Source organism: Saprospira grandis DSM 2844, from assembly GCF_000275825.1.
In the GTDB taxonomy this organism is placed as follows: domain Bacteria; phylum Bacteroidota; class Bacteroidia; order Chitinophagales; family Saprospiraceae; genus Saprospira; species Saprospira grandis_A.
The window spans coordinates 4,090,375-4,115,622 of record NZ_JH719942.1; the positions used below are offsets into that span (position 1 = coordinate 4,090,375).

General features: G+C 47.5%; 14 protein-coding genes. 8 read left to right on the forward strand and 6 right to left on the reverse strand.

Going from position 1 to position 25,248, the window contains the following annotated elements; translation table 11 throughout:
• The 6 genes from SAPGRDRAFT_RS18130 to SAPGRDRAFT_RS18155 all read left to right on the forward strand — a co-directional run bounded on the left by SAPGRDRAFT_RS18130 (position 1) and on the right by SAPGRDRAFT_RS18155 (position 7,646).
• Entirely contained in the window at positions 1-966 is a 966-nt protein-coding gene (locus SAPGRDRAFT_RS18130; protein WP_002660874.1) for a glycosyltransferase family A protein, read from the forward strand.
• A 166-nt stretch (positions 967-1,132) separates the two neighbouring features.
• The gene (locus tag SAPGRDRAFT_RS18135; protein ID WP_002660875.1) at positions 1,133-2,098 is read left to right on the forward strand and encodes a glycosyltransferase family 2 protein; all 966 of its coding nucleotides are present in this window, start codon (positions 1,133-1,135) and stop codon (positions 2,096-2,098) included.
• 5 nt (positions 2,099-2,103) lie between these two features.
• Positions 2,104-3,972 carry an asparagine synthase (glutamine-hydrolyzing) gene (gene asnB / locus SAPGRDRAFT_RS18140; RefSeq protein ID WP_002660877.1) on the forward strand — a complete coding sequence of 623 codons (1,869 nt, stop codon included), beginning with the start codon at positions 2,104-2,106 and terminating at the stop codon, positions 3,970-3,972.
• Between the two features lie 194 nt (positions 3,973-4,166).
• Positions 4,167-5,312 carry a glycosyltransferase family 4 protein gene (locus SAPGRDRAFT_RS18145; protein WP_002660878.1) on the forward strand — a complete coding sequence of 382 codons (1,146 nt, stop codon included), beginning with the start codon at positions 4,167-4,169 and terminating at the stop codon, positions 5,310-5,312.
• A 191-nt stretch (positions 5,313-5,503) separates the two neighbouring features.
• Complete coding sequence (locus SAPGRDRAFT_RS18150; protein WP_002660880.1) at positions 5,504-6,607, forward strand: glycosyltransferase; 1,104 nt, start codon at positions 5,504-5,506, stop codon at positions 6,605-6,607.
• Between the two features lie 10 nt (positions 6,608-6,617).
• A complete protein-coding gene (locus SAPGRDRAFT_RS18155) occupies positions 6,618-7,646 on the forward strand; it encodes a Gfo/Idh/MocA family protein (RefSeq protein WP_002660881.1) in 1,029 nt (342 codons plus the stop codon).
• 213 nt (positions 7,647-7,859) lie between these two features.
• On the opposite strand, the gene SAPGRDRAFT_RS18160 is transcribed toward SAPGRDRAFT_RS18155, so the two are convergent.
• Both SAPGRDRAFT_RS18160 and mnmA read right to left on the reverse strand, forming a co-directional pair.
• Complete coding sequence (locus SAPGRDRAFT_RS18160) at positions 7,860-8,972, reverse strand: hypothetical protein (RefSeq protein ID WP_002660882.1); 1,113 nt, start codon at positions 8,970-8,972, stop codon at positions 7,860-7,862.
• Between the two features lie 124 nt (positions 8,973-9,096).
• Positions 9,097-10,272: a tRNA 2-thiouridine(34) synthase MnmA gene (mnmA, locus tag SAPGRDRAFT_RS18165; protein WP_002660883.1), complete on the reverse strand. Its 1,176-nt coding sequence runs from the start codon at positions 10,270-10,272 to the stop codon at positions 9,097-9,099.
• A gap of 1,099 nt (positions 10,273-11,371) precedes the next feature.
• On the opposite strand from mnmA, the gene SAPGRDRAFT_RS18180 reads away from it, so the two are divergent.
• Positions 11,372-15,100: a T9SS-dependent M36 family metallopeptidase gene (locus SAPGRDRAFT_RS18180; protein ID WP_002660887.1), complete on the forward strand. Its 3,729-nt coding sequence runs from the start codon at positions 11,372-11,374 to the stop codon at positions 15,098-15,100.
• Positions 15,101-15,391: 291 nt separating this feature from the next.
• On the opposite strand, the gene SAPGRDRAFT_RS18185 is transcribed toward SAPGRDRAFT_RS18180, so the two are convergent.
• The 4 genes from SAPGRDRAFT_RS18185 to smc all read right to left on the reverse strand — a co-directional run bounded on the left by SAPGRDRAFT_RS18185 (position 15,392) and on the right by smc (position 21,339).
• Complete coding sequence (locus tag SAPGRDRAFT_RS18185) at positions 15,392-15,937, reverse strand: YkvA family protein (RefSeq protein WP_002660891.1); 546 nt, start codon at positions 15,935-15,937, stop codon at positions 15,392-15,394.
• 5 nt (positions 15,938-15,942) lie between these two features.
• Positions 15,943-16,479, reverse strand: a complete 537-nt coding sequence (locus SAPGRDRAFT_RS18190; protein ID WP_002660893.1) for a hypothetical protein — start codon at positions 16,477-16,479, stop codon at positions 15,943-15,945.
• 321 nt (positions 16,480-16,800) lie between these two features.
• Positions 16,801-17,784: a hypothetical protein gene (locus SAPGRDRAFT_RS18200; RefSeq protein ID WP_002660895.1), complete on the reverse strand. Its 984-nt coding sequence runs from the start codon at positions 17,782-17,784 to the stop codon at positions 16,801-16,803.
• A gap of 33 nt (positions 17,785-17,817) precedes the next feature.
• Complete coding sequence (gene smc / locus SAPGRDRAFT_RS18205) at positions 17,818-21,339, reverse strand: chromosome segregation protein SMC (RefSeq protein ID WP_002660896.1); 3,522 nt, start codon at positions 21,337-21,339, stop codon at positions 17,818-17,820.
• Between the two features lie 579 nt (positions 21,340-21,918).
• On the opposite strand from smc, the gene SAPGRDRAFT_RS18210 reads away from it, so the two are divergent.
• Positions 21,919-25,170, forward strand: a complete 3,252-nt coding sequence (locus SAPGRDRAFT_RS18210; RefSeq protein ID WP_002660897.1) for a S41 family peptidase — start codon at positions 21,919-21,921, stop codon at positions 25,168-25,170.
• Positions 25,171-25,248 lie beyond the last annotated feature (78 nt).

Consider the following 25,248-nt stretch of genomic DNA (forward strand, 5'->3'; position numbering starts at 1 on the left):
ATGGATAAATCCTTAATATCAGTTGTCCTCTCTGTTTATAATGCAGCCCCTTATCTGGAAGAATGTCTAAGCGCCTTAGCCAAGCAAACTTATTCCCCCATAGAGTTTTGGCTAGCCGATGATGGCTCTAGCGATAACAGCCGAGCCATTCTAGACCGTTGGGCCGCCAAAGATAGTCGCTTTAAAACAGATCATAATGAAGAAAACCTAGGCAAGATAAAAACCATTAACCGCCTGCTTAAAGAAAAGGCAAATGGAGAATTTCTTTCCGTACATGATGCAGACGATTACTCAGCCCCCAATCGCTTTGAGCTGCAAATAAATTTCTTATTGGCCCATCCAACCTTTGGCTTTTGTGGAACCGCCTATGAGACAATTACGGCAAAAGGCCAGCGAATTGCAGTACATCAAAAAGAAAGCGACCCCAAGATAATCAAAGCCCAAATCGCTCAGCACAATCAGTTTTGTGGGGCCACTATGATCTACCGAGCAAGCCTTTTCCAAAAAGTAGGGGGCTACCGCCAATTCTTTAACCGAATCGGCAATGAAGACTATGACCTTTCTTACAGAATGCTAGAGCTAGAACTAGGCGGTAACCTCCCCAATAACCTATATGCTTATCGCCAACTCAATAACTCTTTTTCCAAAACCTTGAAGGCCGAAAATGCTATGGGCCACAAGCTGGTCCAATGGCTAGCCCAAGAGCGTAAAGAAAAAGGACAAGATGCACTGCAATTAGAACAAGAAGAACGTGCAAGCGCTCAACTTCAGGAGCTCTGCCAACCGTATTACCAAGAAACAGATCTGCTTTATAGAGAGTATGCTGCCGCCTATATGTATCAACAACTTTATCGTTCAGCATTCTATGCCGCCCTGCAATCCATAAAAATCAACCCTAAAAAATTGATTAACTATCGAACTGCTTTTTATATCTTACGCAAAGCTAATATTAAGCTTGTTTTTTAATTTTAACCACTTAGGTGTGCAGTGCAGCGAAGTTTAACTATAGATTCCCCTTCATTAAGAGATAACAGGCTTGTTTAGTACTACCCTTGGCTATATTAACGATAAAAGCTTTAAAGTCAAGCTGAAAAATGGCTGATTTCTTTCTATGTAAAGATAACTAACTAAAATGGATAAACCCTTAATATCAGTTGTACTCTCTGTTTATAATGCAGCCCCTTATCTTGAAGAATGCCTCGAATCTCTAGCTGCCCAAACCTATAGCCCCATAGAATTTTGGTTAGCAGACGATGGTTCTAGCGATGACAGTCGCACTATTCTAGACCAATGGGCCGCCAAAGATCAACGCTTTAAAACAGATCACAACGATAAGAATATAGGTAAAATCAAAACGATTAACCGTTTGCTACTAGAGCGGGCAGAAGGAAAATACCTTTCTGTTCACGATGCAGATGACTATTCCGCGCCCAATCGCTTTGAATTACAACTGCAGTTTTTAGAAGCTAAGCCCGACCACGGTTTATGTGGAACATTCTATACTAAAATATCAGATGATAATAAAGTCTTGAGAAAGGAAAAGAAACATGTTTCGGCTGATGCTATTCGAGCAGAACTCAAAAATTTTAATCAGTTTTGTGGCCCAACTATGGTTTATCGAGCCGACTTGTTTAAACGCTTAGGAGGATATCGGCCATTTCTCAACCGAATTGGTAATGAAGACTACGATCTGTCTTATCGGGCCGCAGAACAAATGAAATGCAGCAATATTCCCCATTTCCTATATTACTATAGACAATCTGAAAATTCGCTATCTAAAACCCTAAAGGCAGAAAATGCAGTTAGCCATAAATTGGTCCAATGGCTAGCTTTAGAAAGAGCAGCAGAAGGAAAGGACGCCCTGCAAAAAAATGAAGTAGAACGATGTGTCGCCCAATTAGAAAAGCTTTGCCAACCCTATAAAGAAGAACCAGATTTGCTCTGCCGCGAATATGCCGCAGGATATATGTATGAAAAGCTTTATCGCTCTGCCTTTTTTGCCGCCCTGCAATCCATAAAAATCAACCCTAAAAAATTGATTAACTACCGAACTGCTTTTTATATCTTACGCAAAGCTAACTTTAACCTCTTGAACTAATTTTTATGTGTGGTATCGCCGGACAATTTAATCGCTCAGGCCAAGCTTTTTCTCCCGCCCAAAAGGAGCTTATCTTTAACGCCCTAGAAAGACGTGGCCCAGAGGCCAAAGGCGAAAAAGCGTTTGCTCTCCCCGCCGGACAATTAGAACTCTTCCACCGCCGCCTCTCTATTATCGAGCTCTCCGAAGAAGGCCAACAACCTATGCAATCCGCTAGTGGCCGCTGCTGGATTAGCTTCAATGGAGAAATCTATAATTATCAAGCTATCCGAACAGCACTAAGCCAAGAGTATGTCAAACTCAATACGCTGAGCGATACAGAGGTGATTATGGCCGCCTATGAACAATGGGGCCTGCAAAAAATGCTGGATAAGATTGATGGGATGTTCGCTTTTGCCCTTTTTGACCAAAAGGAAAACAAATTGTTTTTGGTCCGCGACCGCCTAGGCAAAAAACCACTTTACTATAGCTGGACCGGCCAAGCGCTTTTTTTCTCTTCCGATATCCGCATCGTTAAGGCTCAACTCCCCAATGCACAACTAGACCTCGCTAGCCTCGATTACTACCTCACGGAGCTATCAAGCCCTCAACCACATACGATCTGGCAAGAGATTAAACAAATTCCCCCCGCTCAAGTTCTTCAACTTCAGCTGGAAGGCGGATGCCCAAAATTGTCTACTTACTGGCGCCTGAAAAAGAAAGAACCCTTAGCTCTCAATTTAAAGGAGGCCCTAGACCAAAGCGAAAATATGCTCCGAAAAGCGATCCGCAAACGCTTAGTGAGTGATGTCCCTATCGCTTGCTTTCTAAGCGGTGGCGTAGATTCTGGCCTGATTACGGCCCTGATGGCCGAAGAGTCAAGCCAAAGAGTCCCTAGCTTTACCATCGGCTTTGCCGAAGCAATCGATATGAACGAATTTGCAGAGGCCAAGGCCTTGGCCCAACGCTATGATTGCGATCATCACGAAATTGTAGTGGAAGATCAACTCTTCGATCAATTGGAGGGCCTGATGGATTATTTCGGTGAACCCTTTGCCGATGCCAGTATTTTGCCTTCTTCGCTGGTCTGCCAGGCGATATCTAAAGAATATAAGGTGGCCCTCTCCGGCGATGGAGGCGATGAGCTTTTTGGTGGCTATCCCGATTATGGCCTGGCGTTCAGAAGTAGCCAGTTTGCCAAAAAATATCCCAAAAATCAATATTTAGTTAGCCAATTAGATAAAATAATGAGCCGACTAAAAGGCAAAAAGGAAAATATGGGCGCCTATTATGCCTACTTACAACTGCCCGCCGAAAAACGCCTCTTTCGACAAATGGGGTTCTGGTCCAAAGAGGCCCTATATACCCAAAAACAAGCCCCCAACGCCCAAAAACATTTACAAACAGTCTGGAACAATTTTGCAGGCTCAGGAACTGCGGTGGACCAACTGATGCGCAGCTCCCTACAAACCCGCCTGCTCAACGATTATCTGCCGAAGGTGGACCGCGCCTCTATGTACCACTCCCTAGAGGTTCGCTCGCCTTTTCTCGATATCGATTTGCTCAATTTCGCTTTTAGCCTACCCGATGAACTTAAGTTTTACCAAAACCAAAATAAGTTTTTACTCAAGCAATTGGCCAAAACCAAAATTGATCCCCAAATCTTAAATCGTCCCAAAAAAGGCTTTAGTATTCCTATCGGCGACTGGTTGCGCGGGGCCGCCAAAAGCTGGGGAGAAGAATTGCTCAACCAACTCAAAAAACGCCCTTATTTTCAAGCCCATTATCTCGATACAGTCTGGGAAAACCACCAAAAAGCAAGCAATAATGAGGATGCACTCCGCATTTGGACTCTCCTCTGCTTCGAGCTTTGGGCCGAAAAACATCTGGATTAGGTTGTTTTGGGGCCTCCCTGCGCCCTCAAGGGCGCAGGGCGCTAGGTTGCGGGGCTCGCTATTCGCTCGGCCCTTCGCCAGCAAGCTGGCTCGGTCTGGCCCTCTGGGCCACCCCTCCACAGCGCTAGGCCATTTGGCCTGCGGCCAAGGCGGCTTTGCCGCCTCCATTCTATACCTTTTGGACCATTTCAACTATGAATATTCTTTATCTAGCCGATCCCGGCCTCATTCACGATCTTAAATGGATGCGCTTTTTCACTAAAGACCATCCTTGTTTTGTCGTCTCTAGGGCGCATCATCAAGCTCATCTCCAATCTCCCCAATGGAAGCAATTCCTGGCCGAGGAAAATGTAGAATATCTGGGCCAAATAGAAGATTTTTCTATCCGTCACTTTATTCGTAGCTATCGAGAAATGAATAAATTGGCAACTTGGGTGAAAGAACATAAAATTGATTTATTGCATCTGTTTTATGCCGAACCCAATGCCCTTTGGGCCTATTTCCGCAAAAGCCTAGGCGTGAAAATGGTCCTAACCAGCCGAGGAACCGATGTGCTGCAAACGATTCCCCAGTTTTTTCAAGATGAAGGCTGGAAGAATAAACTTATTCGCCACTTTTATGGCCGGGCTTTCGGCCAATTGGACCAAATTGTTTCTACCTCTTTGCGACAAGCCGAAAGTATTGAGCAGCATTTCCCACAGGTCCAAAAAGAAATTGCCATCATCCGCACTGGCGTAGATGTAGAACAGTTTGAAGAAGAACAGCCCCAGGCTTTGCCAAAAGCGCTAAACGAAAAGCAATTTGTCTTTTTCCCCAGAGCCATGCGCCCACTTTATCAGCATGAGTTGGCTATTGCGGCCATTGAGCTTTTGCCTAAGGCTGTTTTGGAGCAATACCAGTTCGTCTTTGTCAATAAAGACGGAAAAGAGCAGGCTTATCTAAAGCAAATTGCCCAGCTAATGCAAAATGGCCAAGCTAATTATATCTGGCTGCCGAATTTGGACCAAAAAGCCCTTTGGCAAACTTATAAGTCTGCTAGCTTGGTGGTCATGACGCCTAAATCAGATGGAACCCCCGTAACGGCCATAGAAGCCATGCTCAGTAAAACGCCCCTTGTTTTGCCTCCTTTAGCCTATGATGAGGACCTTTTTTCGGGAACTTGCCTGCAGTTTAAGGCCTGGACCGCCGACTCCTTGGCCCAAGAAATTCAAAAAGCTTTGGAGCAGCCCCAAACAGAAATGATAGAAGAAGCTTATCTTCGAGCTAAGGGCCTGGCCAATAGAACTACAGAAATGGCGCGCCTTGGTCAGATTTACGGCAATTTGGTCCCTAAAGGGTAATGCTAGCAGAGTACAGGGCGCAAAGCGCCCGCAGGCCTAGCGCTGTGGAGGGGTGGCCGTAGGCCAGACCGAGTTTTTTGAGCAAAGCGAAAAAAACGAAGGGCCGAGCGAGTAGCGAGCCCCGCAACCTAGCGCCCTGAGCCCCTAAGGGCGAAGGGAGGCCCCAAAAAAATAACCAGAAAAAAGCAATTATGAATATTCTTCGAGGGAAGAGCATCTTTATTTTATCGCCCGAAGCTTGGGGCAAAAGTTTTGTGTCTAAGCATCATTATGCCAGCTTATTGGCCCAAAAAGGCAATTCTGTTTATTTTGTGAATCCGCCTTCGGGAAAATGGGCCAAGCAAAAAGTGGCGCCCAATTTATGGGTTTTGGATTATAGCACTGGCTGGCGAAAAGGGGTGCAGCGTTGGCCCAACTTTTTGCGAAAATGGGCCAATGCGGGCTTGATTCGGCGGCTGTATCAGTTGGCCGAAGCCAAGGCAGATATTGTTTGGAGTTTTGACCCTTTTCGCTTTCAAGACTTAAAGCAATTTGGGGCAGCATACCGCATTTATCATCCTGTAGATCCGCATATTTGTCCTTTGGAGCAGGCCGTAATCAATTCGGCCCAAGTCCTTTTTGCTAGTTCGCACAAAATTATCCAACGTTTCCAAGCCAATGGACCCACGCCCATGCATTTTATCAATCATGGTTTGGCCCAGCATTTTTTGGCCCCAGCGCCCAAGATAGATTTTTCGCCTCGATCGGGGAGAATTAAGCTGGGCTATGTGGGCAATTTAAACTATCCTTTTTTAGATGAGCAAGCCTTATTGAGCATTGTAAAGCAGCAAGGGGAGGTTGATTTTTATTTTATTGGTCCTTATGAAAAGGGGAATTTGTCGGGTACCGAGCGCAAATCATTGATTGCGCAATTGACGCAGCTAGAGAACTGCTTTTTATTGGGCCCCAAACCCTCGGCAGAGCTGCCCGCTTATTTGGACCATTTCGATTTGTTTTTGATGACTTATGAGGGCGATAAGAATCCGGCGGCCATGGCCAACCCACATAAAATATTAGAGTATTTGAGTCGGGGAAAAGCCGTGATTAGCCATTTTATAGATGAGTATAAGGAGCGAAAAGACTGGGTCTATATGGTGGAGAATAATGCGGAATTGCCCGCTAAGTTTGCTTGGGCCTTGGCCAATTTAGACAAGATCAATAGTGAGCAGTTGCAAGCAGAGCGCAAAGCTTATGCGCAGGCCAATAGCTATTTGGCGCAGCTGCAGCGAATAGATGCTTATTTGCAAGAAATTTAAGAAAATAGAGATGTCAGAAAAGATAAAATTTGCCGTTGTGGGCCTTGGTTTTGTGGGCAAACGGCATTTGGCCATGATTCGGCAGCAACAAGAGGCCGAAGCCTGCGCAATTTGCGATATTCGGCCCAAATCGGAGCTCAATTTGCCAGATTGGGCCGAAGAACTGCCCTTTTATAATAGTTTATCGGAGCTCCTGGTCCAAGAAAAATCGGTCCGACTGCTTTGCATTTGTACGCCCAATGGTTGCCATGCCGAGCAAGGGCTGTTGGGCCTAGAAGCGGGCAAAGAAGTGGTTATTGAAAAGCCCATGGCACTCAATAAAGTAGATTGTGAGGCCCTGATTTATAAATCCCTGCAGATGTCCAAACAAATATTTGTAGTGATGCAAAATCGTTATTCGCCCCCCGCCAAATGGCTCAAACAACTGCTATTAGAGCAGCGCTTGGGGGCCATCCAATTGGTCCAAATCAACTGCTACTGGAACCGAGACGAGCGCTATTATCGCCCCGGCGGGCAGCCACACCCCTGGAAAGGCCAAGCCGCAGCCGATGGGGGAACCCTTTTTACCCAGTTTTCTCATTTTGTAGATATGATGTACTGGCTTTTTGGGGATATTAAGAACATCTCGGCCCGCTTTGCCGATTTTCAGCATCAAGAAATGACCGATTTTGAGGATTCGGGCTTGGTCCAATTCGATTTTGTCAATGGTGGCATGGGCTGCATCAATTACTCCACGGCTGTCTATCAACAAAATATGGAAAGCAGCCTGACGGTTATTGGGGCCAAGGGGAGCCTGAAAATTGGCGGCCAATACATGAACGAAGTCGAATATTGCAAAATTGAAGACTATGAAATGCCCGAACTGCCCCCCGCCAACCCCCCCAATGATTATGGGCATTATAAAGGCTCTGCGGCCAATCATTCTTATGTGATAGAAAATGTGGTGGATGTGCTCAAGGGGCGGAAAAACATCAGCACCAACGCCCTAGAAGGACTGAAGGTGGTGGAGATTATAGAAAAGATTTATGCCCTGAAATAAAAAGAAATTCAAGAACAATAAAGAAGATTTGGGGCCCGCGGCCAGCAAAGCTGGCCGCCGCTATGCTGCGGGGCTCACAGGTCTGTTCGGCCCTTCGCAAAACTTTGCTAGCGCTCGTTTTGCTCGGTCTGGCCTTCGGCCACCCGCTCCGCAGCGCTGGGCCAAATGGCGCCTGGCGGTCTTTATGACCCCAAGGGGAGGAGGGCAGAAAACCTATTGGGCCGGCACTCTGATTTTTCGACGTTTAGTTTTTAATTTTTGTTTCTCTAGCTTCTTGATAATGGGCCGCTGTTTTTCTACTTGGTAGTTTTCATCTTTCCAACGTTTATGCACAAAAAGAGCCCCGATCTTTAGATGCACATCTATGCCCTCTCTAAAGTTATCGTTCTCTAACTGCAAATTAACTAATCCCTGCTTTGGACTTTGGACCTTAGCCATAGCCTCTGGACCATTTCCCTTCTGAAAAACTCCTAAGGAGGAAGAAAAACTGTACTTGACATTATCTCCCAAATTAGGGTCGCTAGATAAATCTACTCCCGCTGTGACCACCTGGGCCAAAAGTCCATAACCCGAAATAGCCCCAACCACAGTAAGCGCCCCTTTAATTTTTCGATCCCTAGCTTCAAATTGCTCTAAGGATTTTTGTCCCACGCCAATCCAATAGGACCAAGCAATCAACTCTTTGCTGCTATAAGGCCGCAGCTTGTTTGGCGCATACTGATTATTGGGAAGATAAAACTGGACCAAACTCAGATTGCTTTTGCCTATGGCCGTTTCAGAATGTACCCGCTCTTTTCTATCTATGATGTAGCTAAAGGAAGTATCTACCGCAACAAGAACTCTTCTACTCTTATTAACCAAATAACTTTCATAGCCAATAATGGTATCTTTGCTGTAGCTGCTGTAACTACTGTCAATCAATTCTTGCCAAACCCAAGCAGTATTAAAGTCTTTAGTGGCCTCGCTAGCTGCCTCTCGACTAATCTTGAGCGCAGAGAGCCGGCTCCCAAAACCGCCATGTCCAATGCGTAGAGCATAAACACCCCGGCTCATAATTTCTATCTCTTTTTCTATTTTTTCTACTTTATAGGCCTGAAAAAGGAGCTGCCCTTCATCCGTCTCAAACTTCAGGCTCTTGATTTTCTTCCCCTTGAGCTCTTCACAGCTCAGCCGAACTTTATCTCCTTTTTCAAAGCTGTAGTAAAATACTTTTGAACCTAAGGGCGGAACCTTAAATTGCAGATCAACCACAGGCCGAACTAAATCTTGGCCCAAAAGAAGAGTACCGCCAAACAGAGAAATAAATAAGACTAAAATCGCTTTCATTTAATTTTGGTTTTAGTTAAAAACCAAATGAAGACAAAAAACAACCCCACTGATAACAACTTGATTATCAGTGGGGCTTTAAAATAAAGGCCGTCAATATTTGCCTGCTCGTATCATTTTTTGCTTACTGAATTACTCCAGAAAAGACCAATTCATCACCCAAATAAGCAGCGGCAAACTGCCCCGGAGTAACGCCTCTTTGCGCTTCCTCAAACAAAAAGTAAAGCCCTTCTTCCTGTGCAATCAATGCTGCTTTCTGCAGCGCTTGGCGGTAGCGAATACGGGCCATAATGCTCATTTTTTCGCCCGCTTTTAGACGCAAATCTGGCCGCAGCCAATGCGCATCTTCCTTGGGAATAAATAAGGCGGGGCGATACAAACCCGGATGCTGCTTGCCCTGGCCCACATAAACAATGTTTTTCTCAGTATCGGTATGCAAAACGAAAAGAGGCTCTTTAAATCCACCCAACTGCAAACCTTTGCGCTGACCCACCGTGAAAAAATGTGCGCCAGTATGTTCGCCCACCACTTTACCCAAATCAGGCGAAAAAGGGTAGGGGCGCGCCAAATCGGCTAAGTCATCTGTAGCAGCAGGCTTAAAAATGGGCGAATCGGCGGCGAGTTCTATGGCTTGTCCCGTTTTTGGGGCCAATTGCTGCTGCAAAAATACAGGCAATTTGATTTTACCCACAAAACAAAGTCCCTGAGAATCTTTTTTCTCTGCGGTAATCAATCCCTGTTCCTTGGCAATTTCCCGAACCTCAGATTTCTGCAAATGCCCAATGGGGAAGAGGGCCTTGGCCAATTGCTGCTGAGATAACTGACAAAGAAAATAACTCTGGTCCTTGTTCGGATCGGCCCCAGCTTTCAATTGATGATACAACTGCCCACCTTTTTCAATGCTCGTTTTTTGACAATAATGCCCCGTCGCCACATAATCGGCACCCAACTCCAAAGCCTTTTCTAAAAAGACATCAAATTTGATTTCTCGATTGCAAAGTACATCGGGATTAGGCGTGCGGCCCGCCTCGTATTCCGCAAACATATAATTGACAATCCGCTCTTTATAGTCCTCACTTAGATCCACTACCTGAAAAGGAATGCCCAGTTCCTGAGCCACCAAAAGCGCATCATTGCTGTCCTCAATCCAAGGACACTCACTTTCTTCAATGACCGAATCATCATTCCAATTTCGCATAAAAAGACCAATCACCTCATAACCTTGCTCCAAAAGAAGATAGGCCGTTACACTCGAATCTACACCGCCCGAAAGGCCGACAACTACTCGTTTTCCATTCATTTTTCCTACTGATTTCTGAGCTAAAAATATGCTCTTCGCTAAGCAGCCGCAAATATACGGCGCTAAATAGTGGATTCAACGATTAAAGGGCCTAAATGTTTGTTTAAAGCTATATTTTGGACTTAACTAGCTGTAAAACAGCGCTTTATAATGTCTTTTGGCTAAAGACGTTTCTTTGAACAGATTAAACAAGTAGAACATAGCCAAAATTAGGGGGATGAGCCAAATTTGTCTCGCTGAAACAATAAAGCCCCAAAAACAAGCACAGCAGCAAACAAAAAGAAGAGGAAAATATATTAGGCCCAAGAAAATGCAGAAAAATGGCCCAGCAATAAACCCAAGGACCAAAAGAAGCAAAGCCATCAAAATCAACCCAAAATAAGCCAGCCAAAGCCCAGAAAACAAGCAATAAATCTCCAGATAAACGCCCGAATTTCCCCAAAGGCCGATCTACAGGGCCTCTCTCCCTTTTAACAACCCTATATTTGCCTATAATTTATATTATGTTAAATAGAGTGGCGCAAAATGCCCCCTATCGACAATGATTTGGCTGTTTTTAATCTATTACTGCTCTATTGCTGTTTATTTTTGGGGCTGCCCCTTCGCTTCGCTCGGGTCGGGCTATGTCGCAGCTCGCTACTCGCTCGGCCCATCGCTTTTTATCGCTGCGCTCAAAAAAGCTCGGTCTGGCCTTCGGCCACTGCTATCTATCCCTCAGCCTGCGGCCCTTCGGGCCTGCAAAGCCGTTTATTGGACCAAGAGCGCCGCAGCCGCTTCTTTCAGCCTCCCCTCTCCCGCTGAGCGGCTTAGTGATGCGCAGCAGGGCCGCCGAAGGCGGCAGACCAAAGGCTTTTGAAGCAAAGCGAAAAAGCCTGCAGGGCCGAGCAGACCTGCGAGCTGTGTAGCGTAACGCCAGCGAGCCCTTGGCGAGCTGGAAGCCCCAAATTAAAACACTATACATAAAATAAAACCTAATGTTAAAACAAGTAAAACCAAATTTATTTTTAAAAAACAGCCTTTTACAAGCTTTAATTTTGAATTTAAGGCCAAAAAGCTGAATCTTTGTTTAAATTTTACTAACCTTTTTGATTCATTTCTTATGCAAAACAACCTTTTACTCCCTACTTTGGGCTGCTGGCTGTTGTTGCTGTTCTGCGGGCCCCAAGTTTGGGCCCAAACTAGCCAAGAACAGATTCAACAGTTGTTGCTAGAAGAGCAAAAACAACTGGGACTCAGTCCCTCGGACCTATCAGAATGGAGGATTTATGACCGCCACCAAAGCAAACAAACTGGCGTAGAACACATTTATATTCGCCAAATGTACCAAGGCATTGAGGTCCAAAATGCCGTGATCAACCTCAACCTTAAAAATGGGCAGCTTGTTAGTCTGGGCAACCGCTTCGAAGCTAATTTGGCCCAAAGAGTTTTGGCCGGAAGCGCCCAAATTACGCCCGCAACAGCCATCCAAAAAGCCGCCGATGCCCTTTATTTGCCCCCTTTGCAAAACCTAAGGGAACTAGAAAGCAGTGGCCCAACTAGCTATTTGTTTAGTCCTGCGGGCATTTCTCTAGAGAATATTCCCCTAAAACTTTGCTATCAGCCGGGGCCAGAAGGCGAAATCCGCCTTGCTTGGGACCTAAGCATCTACCAAACGAACAAACAGCATTGGTGGTCGCTCCGCATTGATGCCCAAAATGGGGAAATTTTGGGCCAAGAAGATTGGATCAAGCATTGTAGCTTTGCCGATCATGCTTTTGGCAATTGTAGCCGCCCCGATGTCCCCCATCTGCCCACAGTAAGCGGAACACTAGCCAATAATGCCCTGCCCGCACAATATCGAGTTTTTGCAGAGCCCCTAGAGAGCCCCAACCACGGTAGCCGAACCCTAGAAGTTGATCCCGCCGATACAACGGCCTCTCCCCTCGGTTGGCATGATACAGATGGACAAACTGGCGCAGAATACAGCATCACCCGCGGAAATAATGTGCATGCCTATGAGGACCGAGCCGCAGCAGATCAGCCGGGCTATTCTCCCGATGGCGGTAGCGCACTCAATTTTGATTTCCCCCTCAACATGAATCAACAACCCGCAGCCTATGAGGATGCCGCCATCACTAACCTCTTTTACTGGAATAACCTGACGCATGACGTTTGGTACCACTATGGTTTTGATGAGGCCAGCGGAAACTTTCAAGAGAATAACTATGGCCGTGGCGGCCAAGGCGGCGATTATGTCTTTGCAGAGGCCCAAGATGGCGGCGGAACCAACAACGCCAACTTCGGAACACCCCCAGAAGGCAGCAGTCCCACTATGCAAATGTTTCTTTGGACCAATGGCGGGGGCGCTACTAGCCTGCTAGATGTTAATAGTCCAAGCAGCATCGCCGGAACATATACCGCCACAGAGGGCAGTTTTGGCCCCAATGCACCCACCACGCCCATTACAGAGGATCTGGTCCTTGCCAATGATGCTACCGCCCCCGATCCCAATGATGCCTGCGACCCGCTAGCTAATGCAGCTAGCCTCAGCGGAAAAATTGCTGTAGTATATCGAGGAAACTGTACTTTTATCGCTAAGGTGCAAGCCGCAGAAGCCGCTGGAGCCTTGGCCGTTATTGTCATCAATAACACTGCTGGTGCACCCATTACTATGGGTGGAACAGGAACCAGCAATATCCCTAGCATTATGATTAGCGATACCGATGGAGCCGCTATTGTTGCCGAAATGGCCAATGGAACTGTCAATGCGAGTATCGGTAACTTTTCCACTAACTTTGATAAAGATGGCGATTTTGATAATGGCATTATTGCCCATGAATATGGCCACGGTATCTCTACTCGCCTGACCGGGGGCGCCTCTAACTCGGGCTGCCTCGGTAATGCAGAGCAAATGGGCGAAGGTTGGTCCGATTACTTTGGGTTGATGATGACTATTGAGCCAGGCGACCAAGCTACTGACGTCCGTGGCATCGGTACTTTTGCCACTGGCCAAGCCACTACCGGAACGGGAATTCGCCCAGCTCCTTATACCACAGATATGGCCGTTAATAGCTACACTTATGGCGATGTAAATAATACGAACCTTTCGGAGCCCCATGGAGTCGGCTTTGTTTGGGCAACAGCACTTTGGGATCTCAACTGGGCTCTTATTGATCAATATGGCTATGATGCCGACCTTTACAATGGTACTGCTGGAAACAATATGGCGATGAATTTGGTCATCAATGGAATCAAATTACAGCCCTGTAGCCCCGGCTTTGTCGATGGCCGTGACGCTATCCTCCAAGCCGACCAACTACTCTATGGAGGAGCCAACCAATGTTTAATCTGGGAGGTTTTTGCCCGCCGTGGTTTGGGCGCTAGCGCAGACCAAGGAAGTAGCAATAACCGCTCGGACCAAACAGAGGCTTTTGACCTGCCCACTTCTTGCCAAACGCCAGTAACAGCCCCTACGGCCAACTTTAACAGCCTTTTGGTTTCGGCCTGCGGTAGTAGCGTTAATTTTGAAGACCAGTCGACAGATGTGCCCCAACAATGGCGCTGGGACTTTGGCGACGGAAATACGGACACCCTCCCCAATCCTAGCCATAGCTATAGCGCCAATGGCAGCTATAATGTGGTCCTTGTCGTCAGCAATAGCCTAGGTAGCGATACAGTGAGCAGCATAGTGACGATTAGTATACCTACAGCCCCCACCGCAGCAAATCAAACGATTTGCCCAGGCAGCACGAGCATTAGCGCCAATACAAGCAGCAATAGCGTAATTTGGTACGACGCCCAAGGAACCCCTCTAGATACTAGCATCACTTTCGTTACGCCCAACCTCAATAACAATACAACTTATCAAATGGAGGGCGTAACTTTCTACCCCAGAAGCTTTGTCGGTATTGATTCGGCTGGAGCCTCAGGAAATGGCGGTTACCATAATACTGGATTTACCGGCAGCCAAAATTTTGAGGCCTTCAAGCCTTTGGTCATTGTTTCTGGATGGATTGATGCTGGAAATGCTGGACCAAGAACGATTTATCTTTGGGATGCCAATGATGGCAGCGGAAATATTGTGGACCAAGTGACCATTAACGCAGTGGGCGGTCCACAAAGAGTAGAACTCGGCCTAGAGGTGCCCGGTCCAGGAAATTATAGCCTTGGTGGAACCTCTATCAATCTTTTCCGAAATAATGCCGGCGCTAGTTATCCTTATGTGGTCCCTGGCCTATTGTCAATCAATAGCTCTTCGGCCACTACAGGTCCTTTGGACTTCTGGTATTATGTCTATGATTGGGAGGTAGAGGAAGCGCCTTGCCGCTCTCCCTTTGGCAATGTTAGCCTCAATGTAAATAATGGGGCGGTATTTAGCTATACGGCTAGCGATTTGGACCTCAGCTTTACTGACCAATCTGCCAATGCCTCTAGCTGGGCCTGGGATTTTGGCGATGGCAACAGCTCTAGCCTACAAAACCCCACACATAGCTACAACCTGCCAGGCACTTACACTATTACGCTCACCGTAAATGGCAATAGCAGCTGTGTATATAGCGAAACGATTACGATCACAGAAAGTAGCATCCAGAACTTGGCCAATGGCAATAGCATGCAGCTACAACCCAATCCCGCCAAGGAGATCAGTACGCTTAGCTTTAGCCAGCCGCTAGAAAGCGAACAAAGACTAGAACTCATCAGTCTAGATGGCCGCCTTCTCAATAGCTGGCCGTTGGCCATTGGCCAAAGCCGCCTAGAAATTGATCTTCAGCAGTTGGTTCCGGCCTTTTATATCCTTCGATTGACGGATAAAAATGGTAGCCATAGCCTCCGCTTGCTGGTCCAATAATCATTATGGACGCTTATTTTTTTCTCAGCCCCTTAACTTTTTTGTTGAGGGGCTTTTTTTGGGGCTTCCCCTCGCCCTCAAGGGCTCGGGGCGTTCCCTTTCAGGGCTCGCAGGTCTGCTCGGCCCTGCAGCGGCTGCGCCGCTTGGGTCTGCCGCTTCGCGGCCCCCTTACAGCTCACTAAGCCATCAGCCTACGGCTGTGGCGGCTGCGCCGCCTTTGGACCCAAAGCGAGGGCTGCATGTTCAAAACATGCAGCCCCCGCCGCTTTGCGCTTGGCCAAAACAGTTTGCTTATGGCTCTTGGCTTTGGTCCTTTTCCTCCTGTATGGGAGTAGGCCCAATTTTGATCTGTATTTTCTGGGCATCCTCCCAAGACTGAAAGTCCTCCAATTCCTTTTGGTAATTCTTAACCAGCCAAAGGATCAGGGCAATATCATCGACCAAACCAATGACCAGAAAATCGGGAATAAAGTCTAGGGGGGCCACAAAATAGAGCAAGGCCGCAATAGAAAGCACCACTCCCTGCAAAGAAACCCCTTTATACTCGCCCTTGGCATAGGCTCGGACCATTCTAAAGAGCAGGTAAAATTGTTCGAGCACATCGGCGCCTAGCTCTCGAGCGCTATCGTAGCGTTGTAGGCGCTCAGCAGATTGCTTGAGCAATTGCAGCAAGGCTAAGGGCTTATTGAGAAAACGGTAAGCTGATTTGACAAAAATCTTATACAACCAAGTTTCTGAAATTAGTAGGCCTTTGTCTTCTAAGGGTTCATCGCCATCGGCAAACTCTTTCATGGCGGGGGTCAATTCCTTTTCTTCTTCTTTATGTTCTTCTTGCATATAATTTAATTGCTGTAAGATGCTTCAATAAGTTGGTTTTCTGCTAGGCTGCTGGATAAATCAGCCCTTGTTTTTTGCCAAAGCAAGTTTCGGCTTTTTTGTTCCCAAAGCTGGAGATTTGGTCCAAAATCTTTCCCTTTCCAGTTGTTGGCAAAGGGGGCATAGGCTTGCTGAAAGAGGCCAAAGAGCCGTTCTTTTTCGCTCTGGGGCAGTTGGCGATTGGCTAGGCGGTCTCTCAAGAGGTTGAGTTGTTCTTGTCGTTGGCTAATGAGCCATTGAAAGAGCTCTTGTTTTTCTTTTTGGTCGGGTAAGCTAGCGGACCAAAGGCCGAGCTGCTTGAGGTCCAGCATAATAATTTCTATGGCTGGTTTTTGGGCCAATTGCTCATAGCAATGGCTCCAATCCATAAGGTCCATTTGCAAATAACTGTTGAGCAGTTGTTTTTCGGCCAATTGGGCTTGCAGCTTTTCTTTTTCGGCCCTAAGTTGGCGCAACTCTTCTTGTTGTTCTAGGCAAAGGTTACGCAATTCTTTCTTGCGCATTTTGTCTATCGCTTTACTTTGGCCCCAAAGGTTTAAAAAAGATAGGGAAAAAAAGAGGATAAATAGAGCTAGACGCATACGATTAAACAACTTTAAGAGATTTGGAGAAAGTGGATGCCCTCAAGAGCGGAGCCCAAAAGGCGGCTTTGCCGCCTGCGAGCGAAGCGAGCAATTGGCCCAGCGCTGCGGAGGGGTGGCCGAAGGCCAGACCGAGCAAAACGAGCGCTAGCGAAGTTTTGTGAAGGGCCGAACAGCCCTGTGAGCCCCGCAGCATAGCGGCGGCCGCCCCAAATAGAAGGGCGGCCGCGGGCCCCAAAACAGCTACTCTCGGATGAGGACCATTTTGAGATTATTCATTTCTAGGAGCATTTCCTTATTGGTCCAGTACAAAATGGACCAACTTTCATTGCCGGCAGAGGTAGCAAACTGAAAGCGGTCGCCGGTATTGCTAAGGCCCCAGGCCCCTTTTTCGGTAGATTGGTCGCCGAGAAAAAAGCGCAATTCGCCATTTTCCAAAAACTCAAAAGCGGGATAATTGAGCTGTTCGGGACCTTGGCCAGAGATCTCCACGATCCGCCAGCGGCCCAGCAACTGCTTCATCTCGGAAGGCAAGATGGGGCGGCTATAGCGGCTAAAGCGGAGGCGGGCGCCATTGGGGTCCTTAAATTCCATACTCTCCTTATCGATTTGGAGCAAAGACCAGCTTTCGGATTGCTCCATATTATTGGGTCCCAGCATGGTCAGGATCGTTTCTCTTTTTGGCCCCATCTGCCAGAAAATGCTATCTTTTTCGGTCCCCGCATCAATAAACAAGCGGCCATAGGCAGAAAGCTGTAGGCTGACCGAGCGGCTATTTTGGGCGGCCACATCATTCACGGCAGAAAGCAGCCATTCTCCGATGAGGTCCGAGGCATAGGCCTGAACAAACTGGCTATTTGGCGGAGTGGACATGGCCGAGAGCGTCAGTAACTTTTGGCTGCTTTCCTCTCTGAGAACCAGCAGCTTTTTGGGAACAAAAGCCATGAGGGTCCAGATTTCAGTGCTATCGGTTTCCACAATAAACTGCCGCTGGGGATGATTCCAGGCCCAGCGCCCTCCTTTTTGGTCCTCCCCATTAACCAGCAAGAGTTGATTGTCATCAAATTGGATATAAATATTGGCGTTTTCGGGCAGAGGTTGATTATCGAGCTGTTTGAGTTGCCAATAGCCCTCAAAATTAGTCTCTATCCCAATTTGGTAGGGCTGGGCAGCAAGCTGAAGGCCCAAAAAGAGGGCAAAAATAAAGGGCAAAGGGAAAAAACGCATACTAATTTTAGTTCTGAGATAAAGAAATTGGGCCTATTGGGGCTGTAACATACGGAAATCGACAGGGATGACCCGAGAAATGCCCTGCTGCATGCTCACGCCATACATAACATCTACTGCGGCCATGGTTTTCTTATTATGCGTAACGATAATAAACTGAGAATTGGCCGAAAAATCCTTGATGATATTATTGAACTTGGCAATGTTGGTATCATCCAAAGGCGCATCCACCTCATCAAAGATACAGAAAGGGGCGGGTTTGAGCAGATAGAGCGAAAAGAGTAGAGCTGTAGCGGTCAGAGTTTTCTCTCCCCCCGAAAGCTGGTTGATAGAAAGCGGGCGTTTGCCCTTGGGCTTGGCAATAATCTCGATGCGAGACTCTAATGGATTTTGCGGATCAGAAAGCAGCAGGTCGCAGGTATCATCTTCTAGGAAGAGAGAGCGGAACACCCGAATAAAATGCTCACGGGCCTGTTCAAAGGCCTGCATAAACTTTTTGCTGGCTGTATCATCAATTTCCTCAATGGTTTGCATCAGGCTGTCCTTGGCCTCGATAAGGTCTTGCCGCTGCTCGCCAATAAAATCGAAGCGTTCCTTGGCCTCTTCAAAAGCCTCGATCGCCATTTCATTGACGGCCCCATAATTATTGATTCGCAGGCGGAGCTGCTCCACCTTTTGGTCCAATTCCTTTTCGGGCAGTTCGCTCTGGACCTCATGTGCTAAGAGCTGAGAGAGCTGCAGCTCAAACTCAATGCGGAGGCGCTCGGCGATATTAGACAACTGCATTTTGAGTTCGGCAAAACGTTCTTTTTGCAATTGAAAGAGCTCTTGTCGTTTTTGCAATTGTTTCTGGCCCTCTTCCCAATGTTCTTCTAGGGTTTGGATTTCGCCACGGCCACTAAAGAATTGTTGCTCCACATCAGAGAGGCGAGCTTTGTAGAGCTGTCGGTCTTCATAGAATTCCTGCAGCTGCTTTTGGCTATCTTCTTGGGCCAGTAACAGGCTTTGCTCTTTCTTTTCGCCCTCCTCTAGGGCTTTTTGGTCTTGCTTGAGCTGTTGCTGCAGCTCTTGGGCCTGCCGTTGGGCAAACTGCCACTCTTTGTCTAGGCCCTCTAGGCGGTTTTGTTGCCTGAGCTGCTCAATATGTTTTTGGTTGTATTGAGAAGAGGCCTGAGAAAGCTCTTGGGCTTGTTCCTTAAAGGCCATATTCTTTTTACCCAGACGTCTTTGCAGTTGCTCCAATTGGTCTTCCTGAAACTCCAGCTCTCCCTCTATTTCCCTTTTGTCGTTCCGTATCTTTTTGAGCTCTGTGCGGAGCTGTTCCTTTTGACTTTTGGTTTCTGCCTTAAATTGCTCGAAGCCCTCCAGTTTTCCCTCCAAGCTAATATGCTTTTGCAAGAGCTGCTGATGGCCTCTTTCTGCGGTTTGGATCTCTCGGCTGCGGTCGGCTTGGCGCAATTGCTTTTGGCGCAGCCGCAATTCGTCTACGGCTTGCTGTAGGCCACTCACTGCTGTCTGCAATCGCTCAATTTCCTCGGCCAAAAGGGCCAAATTTTTCTTTCGCCCAATCTTTTTACCCTCAAAAGCGCCAACAGAGCCCCCTTTTAGGCTGTAGGGACCAAAACTGCGCTTTCCGTCTTTAGAGAGAAAATGTCCTGCGCTTTGAGCAGGCCGCTCTTGGCCCTCTTCCAATATATAGACCTGAGCGAATAGCTGTTGCGCCAGGGCTTCATAATCCGCTTCATAATCTACTAGCTCCAAAACGGCCCGAGCGCCCGGGACCGACAATTGTTTTTCGTCTTTGGGCGCTATCCAATCTAGGATAAAGAAGTTGGCTTTTCCCTTTTCTGCGGCCTCTAGTAGCTGTACCGCCTTATAGGCTTCTTCTGCCGTTTGGACCAGATAGTAGTTGAGGTAGGGAGAGAGGTAGTTTTCTACCGCTAAGCGATATTCTTCCGGACAATAGAAGAGGTCTGACAAGAGGATGGGCTTATCGGTCCAGCTATCGTTCTGATGCAAGAATTTTACAGATTGGGCATAGCCTTCCATGCTCTTGACCAAATCCTCCAACAACTTTTTTTCGTTGCTTTTGGCATCCAATAAACGGTTTTTCTGCTGCAAAAGCTGACTTTCGCTTTCTAGTTGTTGCTCTACGCTTTCTAGTTCGCTTTTTCGGATTTCTTCGGCCTGTTGCAGCCCTTCCAATATGCCTTTTTGGGTCTGTAGCTCCGTAGCACTTTCTCTATAGGCTAGCTTGACCTCCTTGAGCTCTTCGGCACGTAGGGCCAAACGCTCATCTATTTGTCGGTACTGCTTTTTGAGGTTATTTTGTTCCGTTTGATAGACCGCCATTTCTTTTTCGGCCCGCACCAAACGCTCTTGCATGCTTTTTTGCTCTTCCAGAAATTGTTCTACTTCTAGTTTAAGCGAGCCATGTTCCGAACGAATTTTAGCCACTTGTTCTTGGGCCTCATAGAGGGCGTCGGAAAGGATCTCTAGGACCTCTTCCTCGGTTTTCTTTTGCTGGGCATAGCGGTCGGCATTTTGTTGGGCCGCCGCTAGGCGTTCTTTGCCCGAGCGCAGACGGTCCAATAGTTTTTCTTTATTTTGCTGCAAAAAGAGGGCTTCTTGGGCCTTCATCTTTTGCTCGTTCTCTAGGCCCTTGATGCGCCCAATCAACTGATTGAGCTTTTGCTGGGCGGCCGATAAACGCTGTTCTTTTTCTAGTTGGTCTCGCTTGGCCGAGCGCAAGCGCTCTTGCTCTACTTCTTGCTCGCCTTGCCGTTTTTGGATCTGCTGCTGCTCTTGCGCCATCTTTTTTTCGAGCTCCGAATAATCTTTGCGCAAGCCCCTAATCCGAATGGCCTGTAGGTCAATGCTCAACTGTTTGTATTCGCTCTTGAGCTCTAGGTAGCGCTTGGCCCGCTTGGCCTGCCGCTCTAGGGTTTTGAGCTGTTGCTCCACCTCATGCAATAAATCTTCCACCCGCTCGAGGTCCTCCGCCGTTTGTTTGAGCTTGCGTAGGGTTTCTTTTTTGCGAATTTTATATTTAGAAATGCCCGCCGCCTGTTCAAATAGCTTGAGGCGGCTGTTGTCTTTATCCTGCAAAAGGTCATCGACCATACCCAGGGCAATAATGGCATAGGAGTCCGAGCCCATGCCCGTATCAGAAAGGAGGTTGTTGATGTCTTTTAATCTACATTTGACTCCATTGAGGTAGTATTCGCCACTGCCATCTTTATGCAGCGCTCTTTTGATGGTCACTTCCTGAAATTCGGTGGGCAATACGCCTCGATCGTTTTCAAAGCGCAGACTCACCTCGGCCAAAGCGGCCGCTTTGCGCTTACTGGTCCCATTAAAAATTACGCTGGTCATGCTGTCTGAACGGAGCTGTTTGGTTTTTTGCTCTCCCAACACCCAGCGAATCGAATCTACAATATTAGACTTTCCACAGCCATTAGAGCCCACAATCCCAATTACATCTTCCGAAAAATTGATGACCGTTTTCTCCGCAAAGCTCTTAAAGCCCTTTATTTCTAAACTTTTTAGTCGCATACTTCCCCTTGATTTGAGCCCACAAAAATGCATTCTTCCAAGCAGAAAAGCAAATTTCTTTTCAAGGGGAATTTGGGGCTTCCCCGCCCGCAGGGCGGGGCGCTATGTTGCGGGGCTCGCAAGCCTGCTCGGCCCTGCAGGCAGGCGATGCCTGCCTTTGGTCTGGCCCTTTGGGCCACCCCTCCACAGCGCTAAGCCGCTCATCCCTCTTCTTTGCGCTAATTATAAGGCTCCGGCCACTAAGGAGGGCTGCTGTTTCCTAGACCTAAGTAAAGCGCTGAGGTTTTAGGGCCGAAGCCGAGCCCCAAGCCTGAAAAACCAAAGAAGAGCGGCTGAGCTGCCGAAGCAGGGCCGCCATAGGCGGCAGACCAAAGCGCTGAAAGCGCTGCAGGGCCGAGCAGACCTGCGAGCTGCGTAGTGGAGCGACCCGACCATAGGAAGGGGCAGCCCCAAATCATCCTGCAGCAGTTTATAAATAAAAGAGAAGCCGCTTTCGTCTAGTTAAAAAAACATTGGTCGATATTATTCCTCATCTTGCCCAAGACTGCTTATTATCTAAGTTCATCAAAACAAGAACTTATGCAAAAGATATTTGCTTCCTTTTGGTTGCTCTTTTTACTTCCCTTATGGACCCAAGCGCAGTTGCAAGATGCGCTCTGGATGCGCTATCCCGCTATTTCTCCCGATGGGCAAAGCATTGTATTTAGCTATAAAGGCGATTTGTATAGTATGCCCGCTGCAGGTGGAGAGGCCAAGCCGCTCACGCAGCATAGCGCGCATGACTTCATGCCCGTTTGGTCCAAAGATAGCCGAAGCATCGCCTTCGCTTCTGACCGCTACGGCAATTTTGATATTTTCACGATGCCCGCAGAAGGTGGTGCCCCCAAGCGCCTTACTTTCCATTCTACAGATGATTATCCCTCAGACTTTAGCGGAGATGGTCGCCGTATCTTCTTTAGCTCTCTGCGGATGGATGATGTCAAAAGCCAACAGTTTCCCTATGGCCGCTTGCCCGAGCTTTATGCCGTGCCCAGTAAAGGCGGAAGAGTAGAGCAAATCACCTCTGCCGCTGCCGAATACGCCAAAGTGAGCCGCAAAGGCGATATTTACGTCTTTCAAGATAAAAAGGGCTATGAAGACCCTTGGCGCAAACATCATCAGTCTTCCGTTACTAGAGATATCTGGTTGTATGAGCCACTTAGAAACAAAAGCTTTAGCCGCCTGACGGATTTTGGCGGGGAAGACAGAGAGCCTGTCCTCTCTAAAGATGCCAAAACCCTCTACTACCTTTCAGAAGAATCGGGTAGCCTAAATGTCTACAGCCTAGAAATTCGAGGAAAAAAGAACAAAAAGCAATTGACCAACTTCGATAATCATCCCGTTCGCTTTTTGTCTATTTCTGATGAAGGCCTGCTTTGTTTCCAATACAATGGAGAGCTATATACTCTAAAGCCTGGCGCCAACGCCCAAAAACTGCAGGTACAAATTGCTAGCGATTGGCAGAGCAACCCGACGGAAATCGTCATGGCCAATCGGGCTGGGGAGTTTGCCCTTTCGCCCAATGGCAAAGAGGTCGCTTATGTCTATAGAGGGGAAATTTTTGTCTCTTCTATGGAAGCGGGCACAACCAAGCGCATTACCAATACCCCAGAGCAGGAGCGCAGCATTAGCTTTAGCCCTGATGGTCGCAGTATTCTCTATGCCTCGGAGCGAGAAGAAAGCTGGAACCTCTACCAAACTAGCTTGGTCCGCAAGGAAGAAAAGTATTTCTTTAACTCTACCTTGCTCCAAGAAGAAACTATTTTGGCCTCAGATAAAGAGACCTTCCAACCCGCTTATTCTCCCGATGGCAAGGAGGTGGCCTTTCTGGAAGAGCGCACAAGGCTCAAGGTCATTAACCTAGAGAGCAAGAAAGAGCGGACCATCTTGGAGAAAAACCGCAACTACTCTTATTCCGATGGCGATCAATACTACCAATGGTCTCCTGATGGCAAGTGGTTTTTGCTAGAGTTCTTGCAAGAAAACCAATGGATCTCTGAAATTGGTCTAGTGGCCGCCGATGGGAAAACCGCCCCTGTAAACCTTAGCCGTAGTGGCTATAATGATGGCCGCCCCAAATGGAGCATGAATGGAGAATCGCTCATTTGGTTCTCGGACCGCAAAGGCATGCGCAATCATGCCAGCTGGGGAAGCCAAAATGACGTTTTTGCCCTTTTCTTGACCCAAGACGCCTATGACCGCTACCGCCTGAGCAAAGAAGACTACCAATTGCTCAAAGAGGAGGAAGAGGAAAAGAAGAAAGCCAGCAAAAAGGAAGAGAAAAAGGATAAAACAGCGGAAAACAAGGAGCTCAAACCCCTAAACATCGAATTGGAGGGCCTCGAGGACCGCATTGCCCGCCTAACCATTCATTCGGCTAGTTTGGCCGATGCCGTTTTAGACAAAGAAGGAGAAACCCTCTATTATCTGGCCGCCTTTGAAAAAGGCTATGATCTTTGGGCCACTAACTTACGGAGCAAAAAGACGGAGATTGTCCAAAAACTGGGCGGCTCTGGCTCTTCACTCAGCCTAGATAAAAAAGGAGAGAAACTCTACTTTGGCCATAAAGGACAAATTAAAGAGATGGAACTCAAGAGCAAGAAGGTAAAAACAATTCGCCTCAAAGGAGAAATGGAGCTACAGTCTGCCGAAGAACGAACCTATTTGTTTAACCATATCTGGAGACAGGTAAAACGCAAGTTCTACCTAGAGGACCTTCATGGAGTAGATTGGGAGCTCTATAAAAAAGAGTATGCTCGCTTTCTGCCTCATATTAACAATGGCTATGACTTTGCCGAGATGGCCAGCGAGCTGCTCGGAGAGCTAAATGCCTCGCATACAGGCTGCCGATATGCTCCCAACAGAAAAGGCGGAGACCAAACTGCTGCTTTGGGCATTTATATGGATTATGCCCATAATAAAGCGGGGATCAAAATTGCTAAAATCCTCAAAGGGAGTCCTTTGGACAAGGCTGATATAAAGGTTGCTGCTGGCGACATCATTGAGGCGATTGATGGACAGAAAATTGGCAAAGAGGATAATTTCTGGCCCTTACTCAACCGCAAGGCAGGGGACTATATCCTGCTCACCATCTATAATAGTAAAGAAAAGAGCCGCCAAGACATCCGCATCAAGCCTATTTCTTTTGGCCAAGAGTTCAATCTCCGCTATGAGGATTGGGTAGAAAGTCGCCACAAAATGGTCGAAGAACTTTCTGATGGCCAATTGGGCTATGTGCATGTCAAGGGCATGAATAACTCGGCTTTCCAGCAGGTCTATTCCGATGCCTTGGGCCGTCATTACAACAAAAAGGCCCTAATCGTAGATACTCGCTTCAATGGCGGGGGCTGGTTGCATGACGACTTGGCCAGCTTCCTCAGCGGAGAGGTCTATCTCAAAATCCGCCCAAGAGGACAAAAGATCGGTACAGAGCCTATGTTCAAATGGTCGCGCCCCTCGGTGGTCCTCATGAGCGAAGGCAACTACTCCGACGCCCATATGTTCCCCTATGTATACAAGGCCTTGGGCATCGGCAAACTGATCGGTATGCCTGTGCCAGGTACGGCCACCGCCGTATGGTGGGAGCGCCTACAAAATGGTATGGTCTTCGGCATTCCGCAGGTGGGCATGGAAACCCTAGAGGGCCAATTGCTAGAAAATACGCAACTAGAGCCCGACATCATGGTCCGAAACGATTATGAGAAGATGCTCAATGGTAGAGATGAGCAAATTGAGGCGGCGGTAAAAGAATTGCAGCGGCAACTCAAAGCTCAAAATATAGATAAGCAATAGACTAAGCATCCTATAATGGAAGAGGCAGTAACTTTAGGGTGGCTGTCTCTTTTTTTTGGGGCTGCCCCTCCCTATGGT

Bases quoted from the DNA above. Each gene is read 5' to 3' on its own strand.
- SAPGRDRAFT_RS18200 (WP_002660895.1), bottom strand. From the start codon at position 17,784: ATGCGTTTTTTCCCTTTGCCCTTTATTTTTGCCCTCTTTTTGGGCCTT.
- SAPGRDRAFT_RS18135 (WP_002660875.1), top strand. From the start codon at position 1,133: ATGGATAAACCCTTAATATCAGTTGTACTCTCTGTTTATAATGCAGCC.
- smc (WP_002660896.1), bottom strand. From the start codon at position 21,339: ATGCGACTAAAAAGTTTAGAAATAAAGGGCTTTAAGAGCTTTGCGGAG.
- SAPGRDRAFT_RS18180 (WP_002660887.1), top strand. From the start codon at position 11,372: ATGCAAAACAACCTTTTACTCCCTACTTTGGGCTGCTGGCTGTTGTTG.
- SAPGRDRAFT_RS18190 (WP_002660893.1), bottom strand. From the start codon at position 16,479: ATGCGCAAGAAAGAATTGCGTAACCTTTGCCTAGAACAACAAGAAGAG.
- SAPGRDRAFT_RS18130 (WP_002660874.1), top strand. From the start codon at position 1: ATGGATAAATCCTTAATATCAGTTGTCCTCTCTGTTTATAATGCAGCC.
- SAPGRDRAFT_RS18210 (WP_002660897.1), top strand. From the start codon at position 21,919: ATGCAAAAGATATTTGCTTCCTTTTGGTTGCTCTTTTTACTTCCCTTA.
- SAPGRDRAFT_RS18155 (WP_002660881.1), top strand. From the start codon at position 6,618: ATGTCAGAAAAGATAAAATTTGCCGTTGTGGGCCTTGGTTTTGTGGGC.
- asnB (WP_002660877.1), top strand. From the start codon at position 2,104: ATGTGTGGTATCGCCGGACAATTTAATCGCTCAGGCCAAGCTTTTTCT.
- SAPGRDRAFT_RS18150 (WP_002660880.1), top strand. From the start codon at position 5,504: ATGAATATTCTTCGAGGGAAGAGCATCTTTATTTTATCGCCCGAAGCT.
- SAPGRDRAFT_RS18160 (WP_002660882.1), bottom strand. From the start codon at position 8,972: ATGAAAGCGATTTTAGTCTTATTTATTTCTCTGTTTGGCGGTACTCTT.
- mnmA (WP_002660883.1), bottom strand. From the start codon at position 10,272: ATGAATGGAAAACGAGTAGTTGTCGGCCTTTCGGGCGGTGTAGATTCG.
- SAPGRDRAFT_RS18185 (WP_002660891.1), bottom strand. From the start codon at position 15,937: ATGCAAGAAGAACATAAAGAAGAAGAAAAGGAATTGACCCCCGCCATG.
- SAPGRDRAFT_RS18145 (WP_002660878.1), top strand. From the start codon at position 4,167: ATGAATATTCTTTATCTAGCCGATCCCGGCCTCATTCACGATCTTAAA.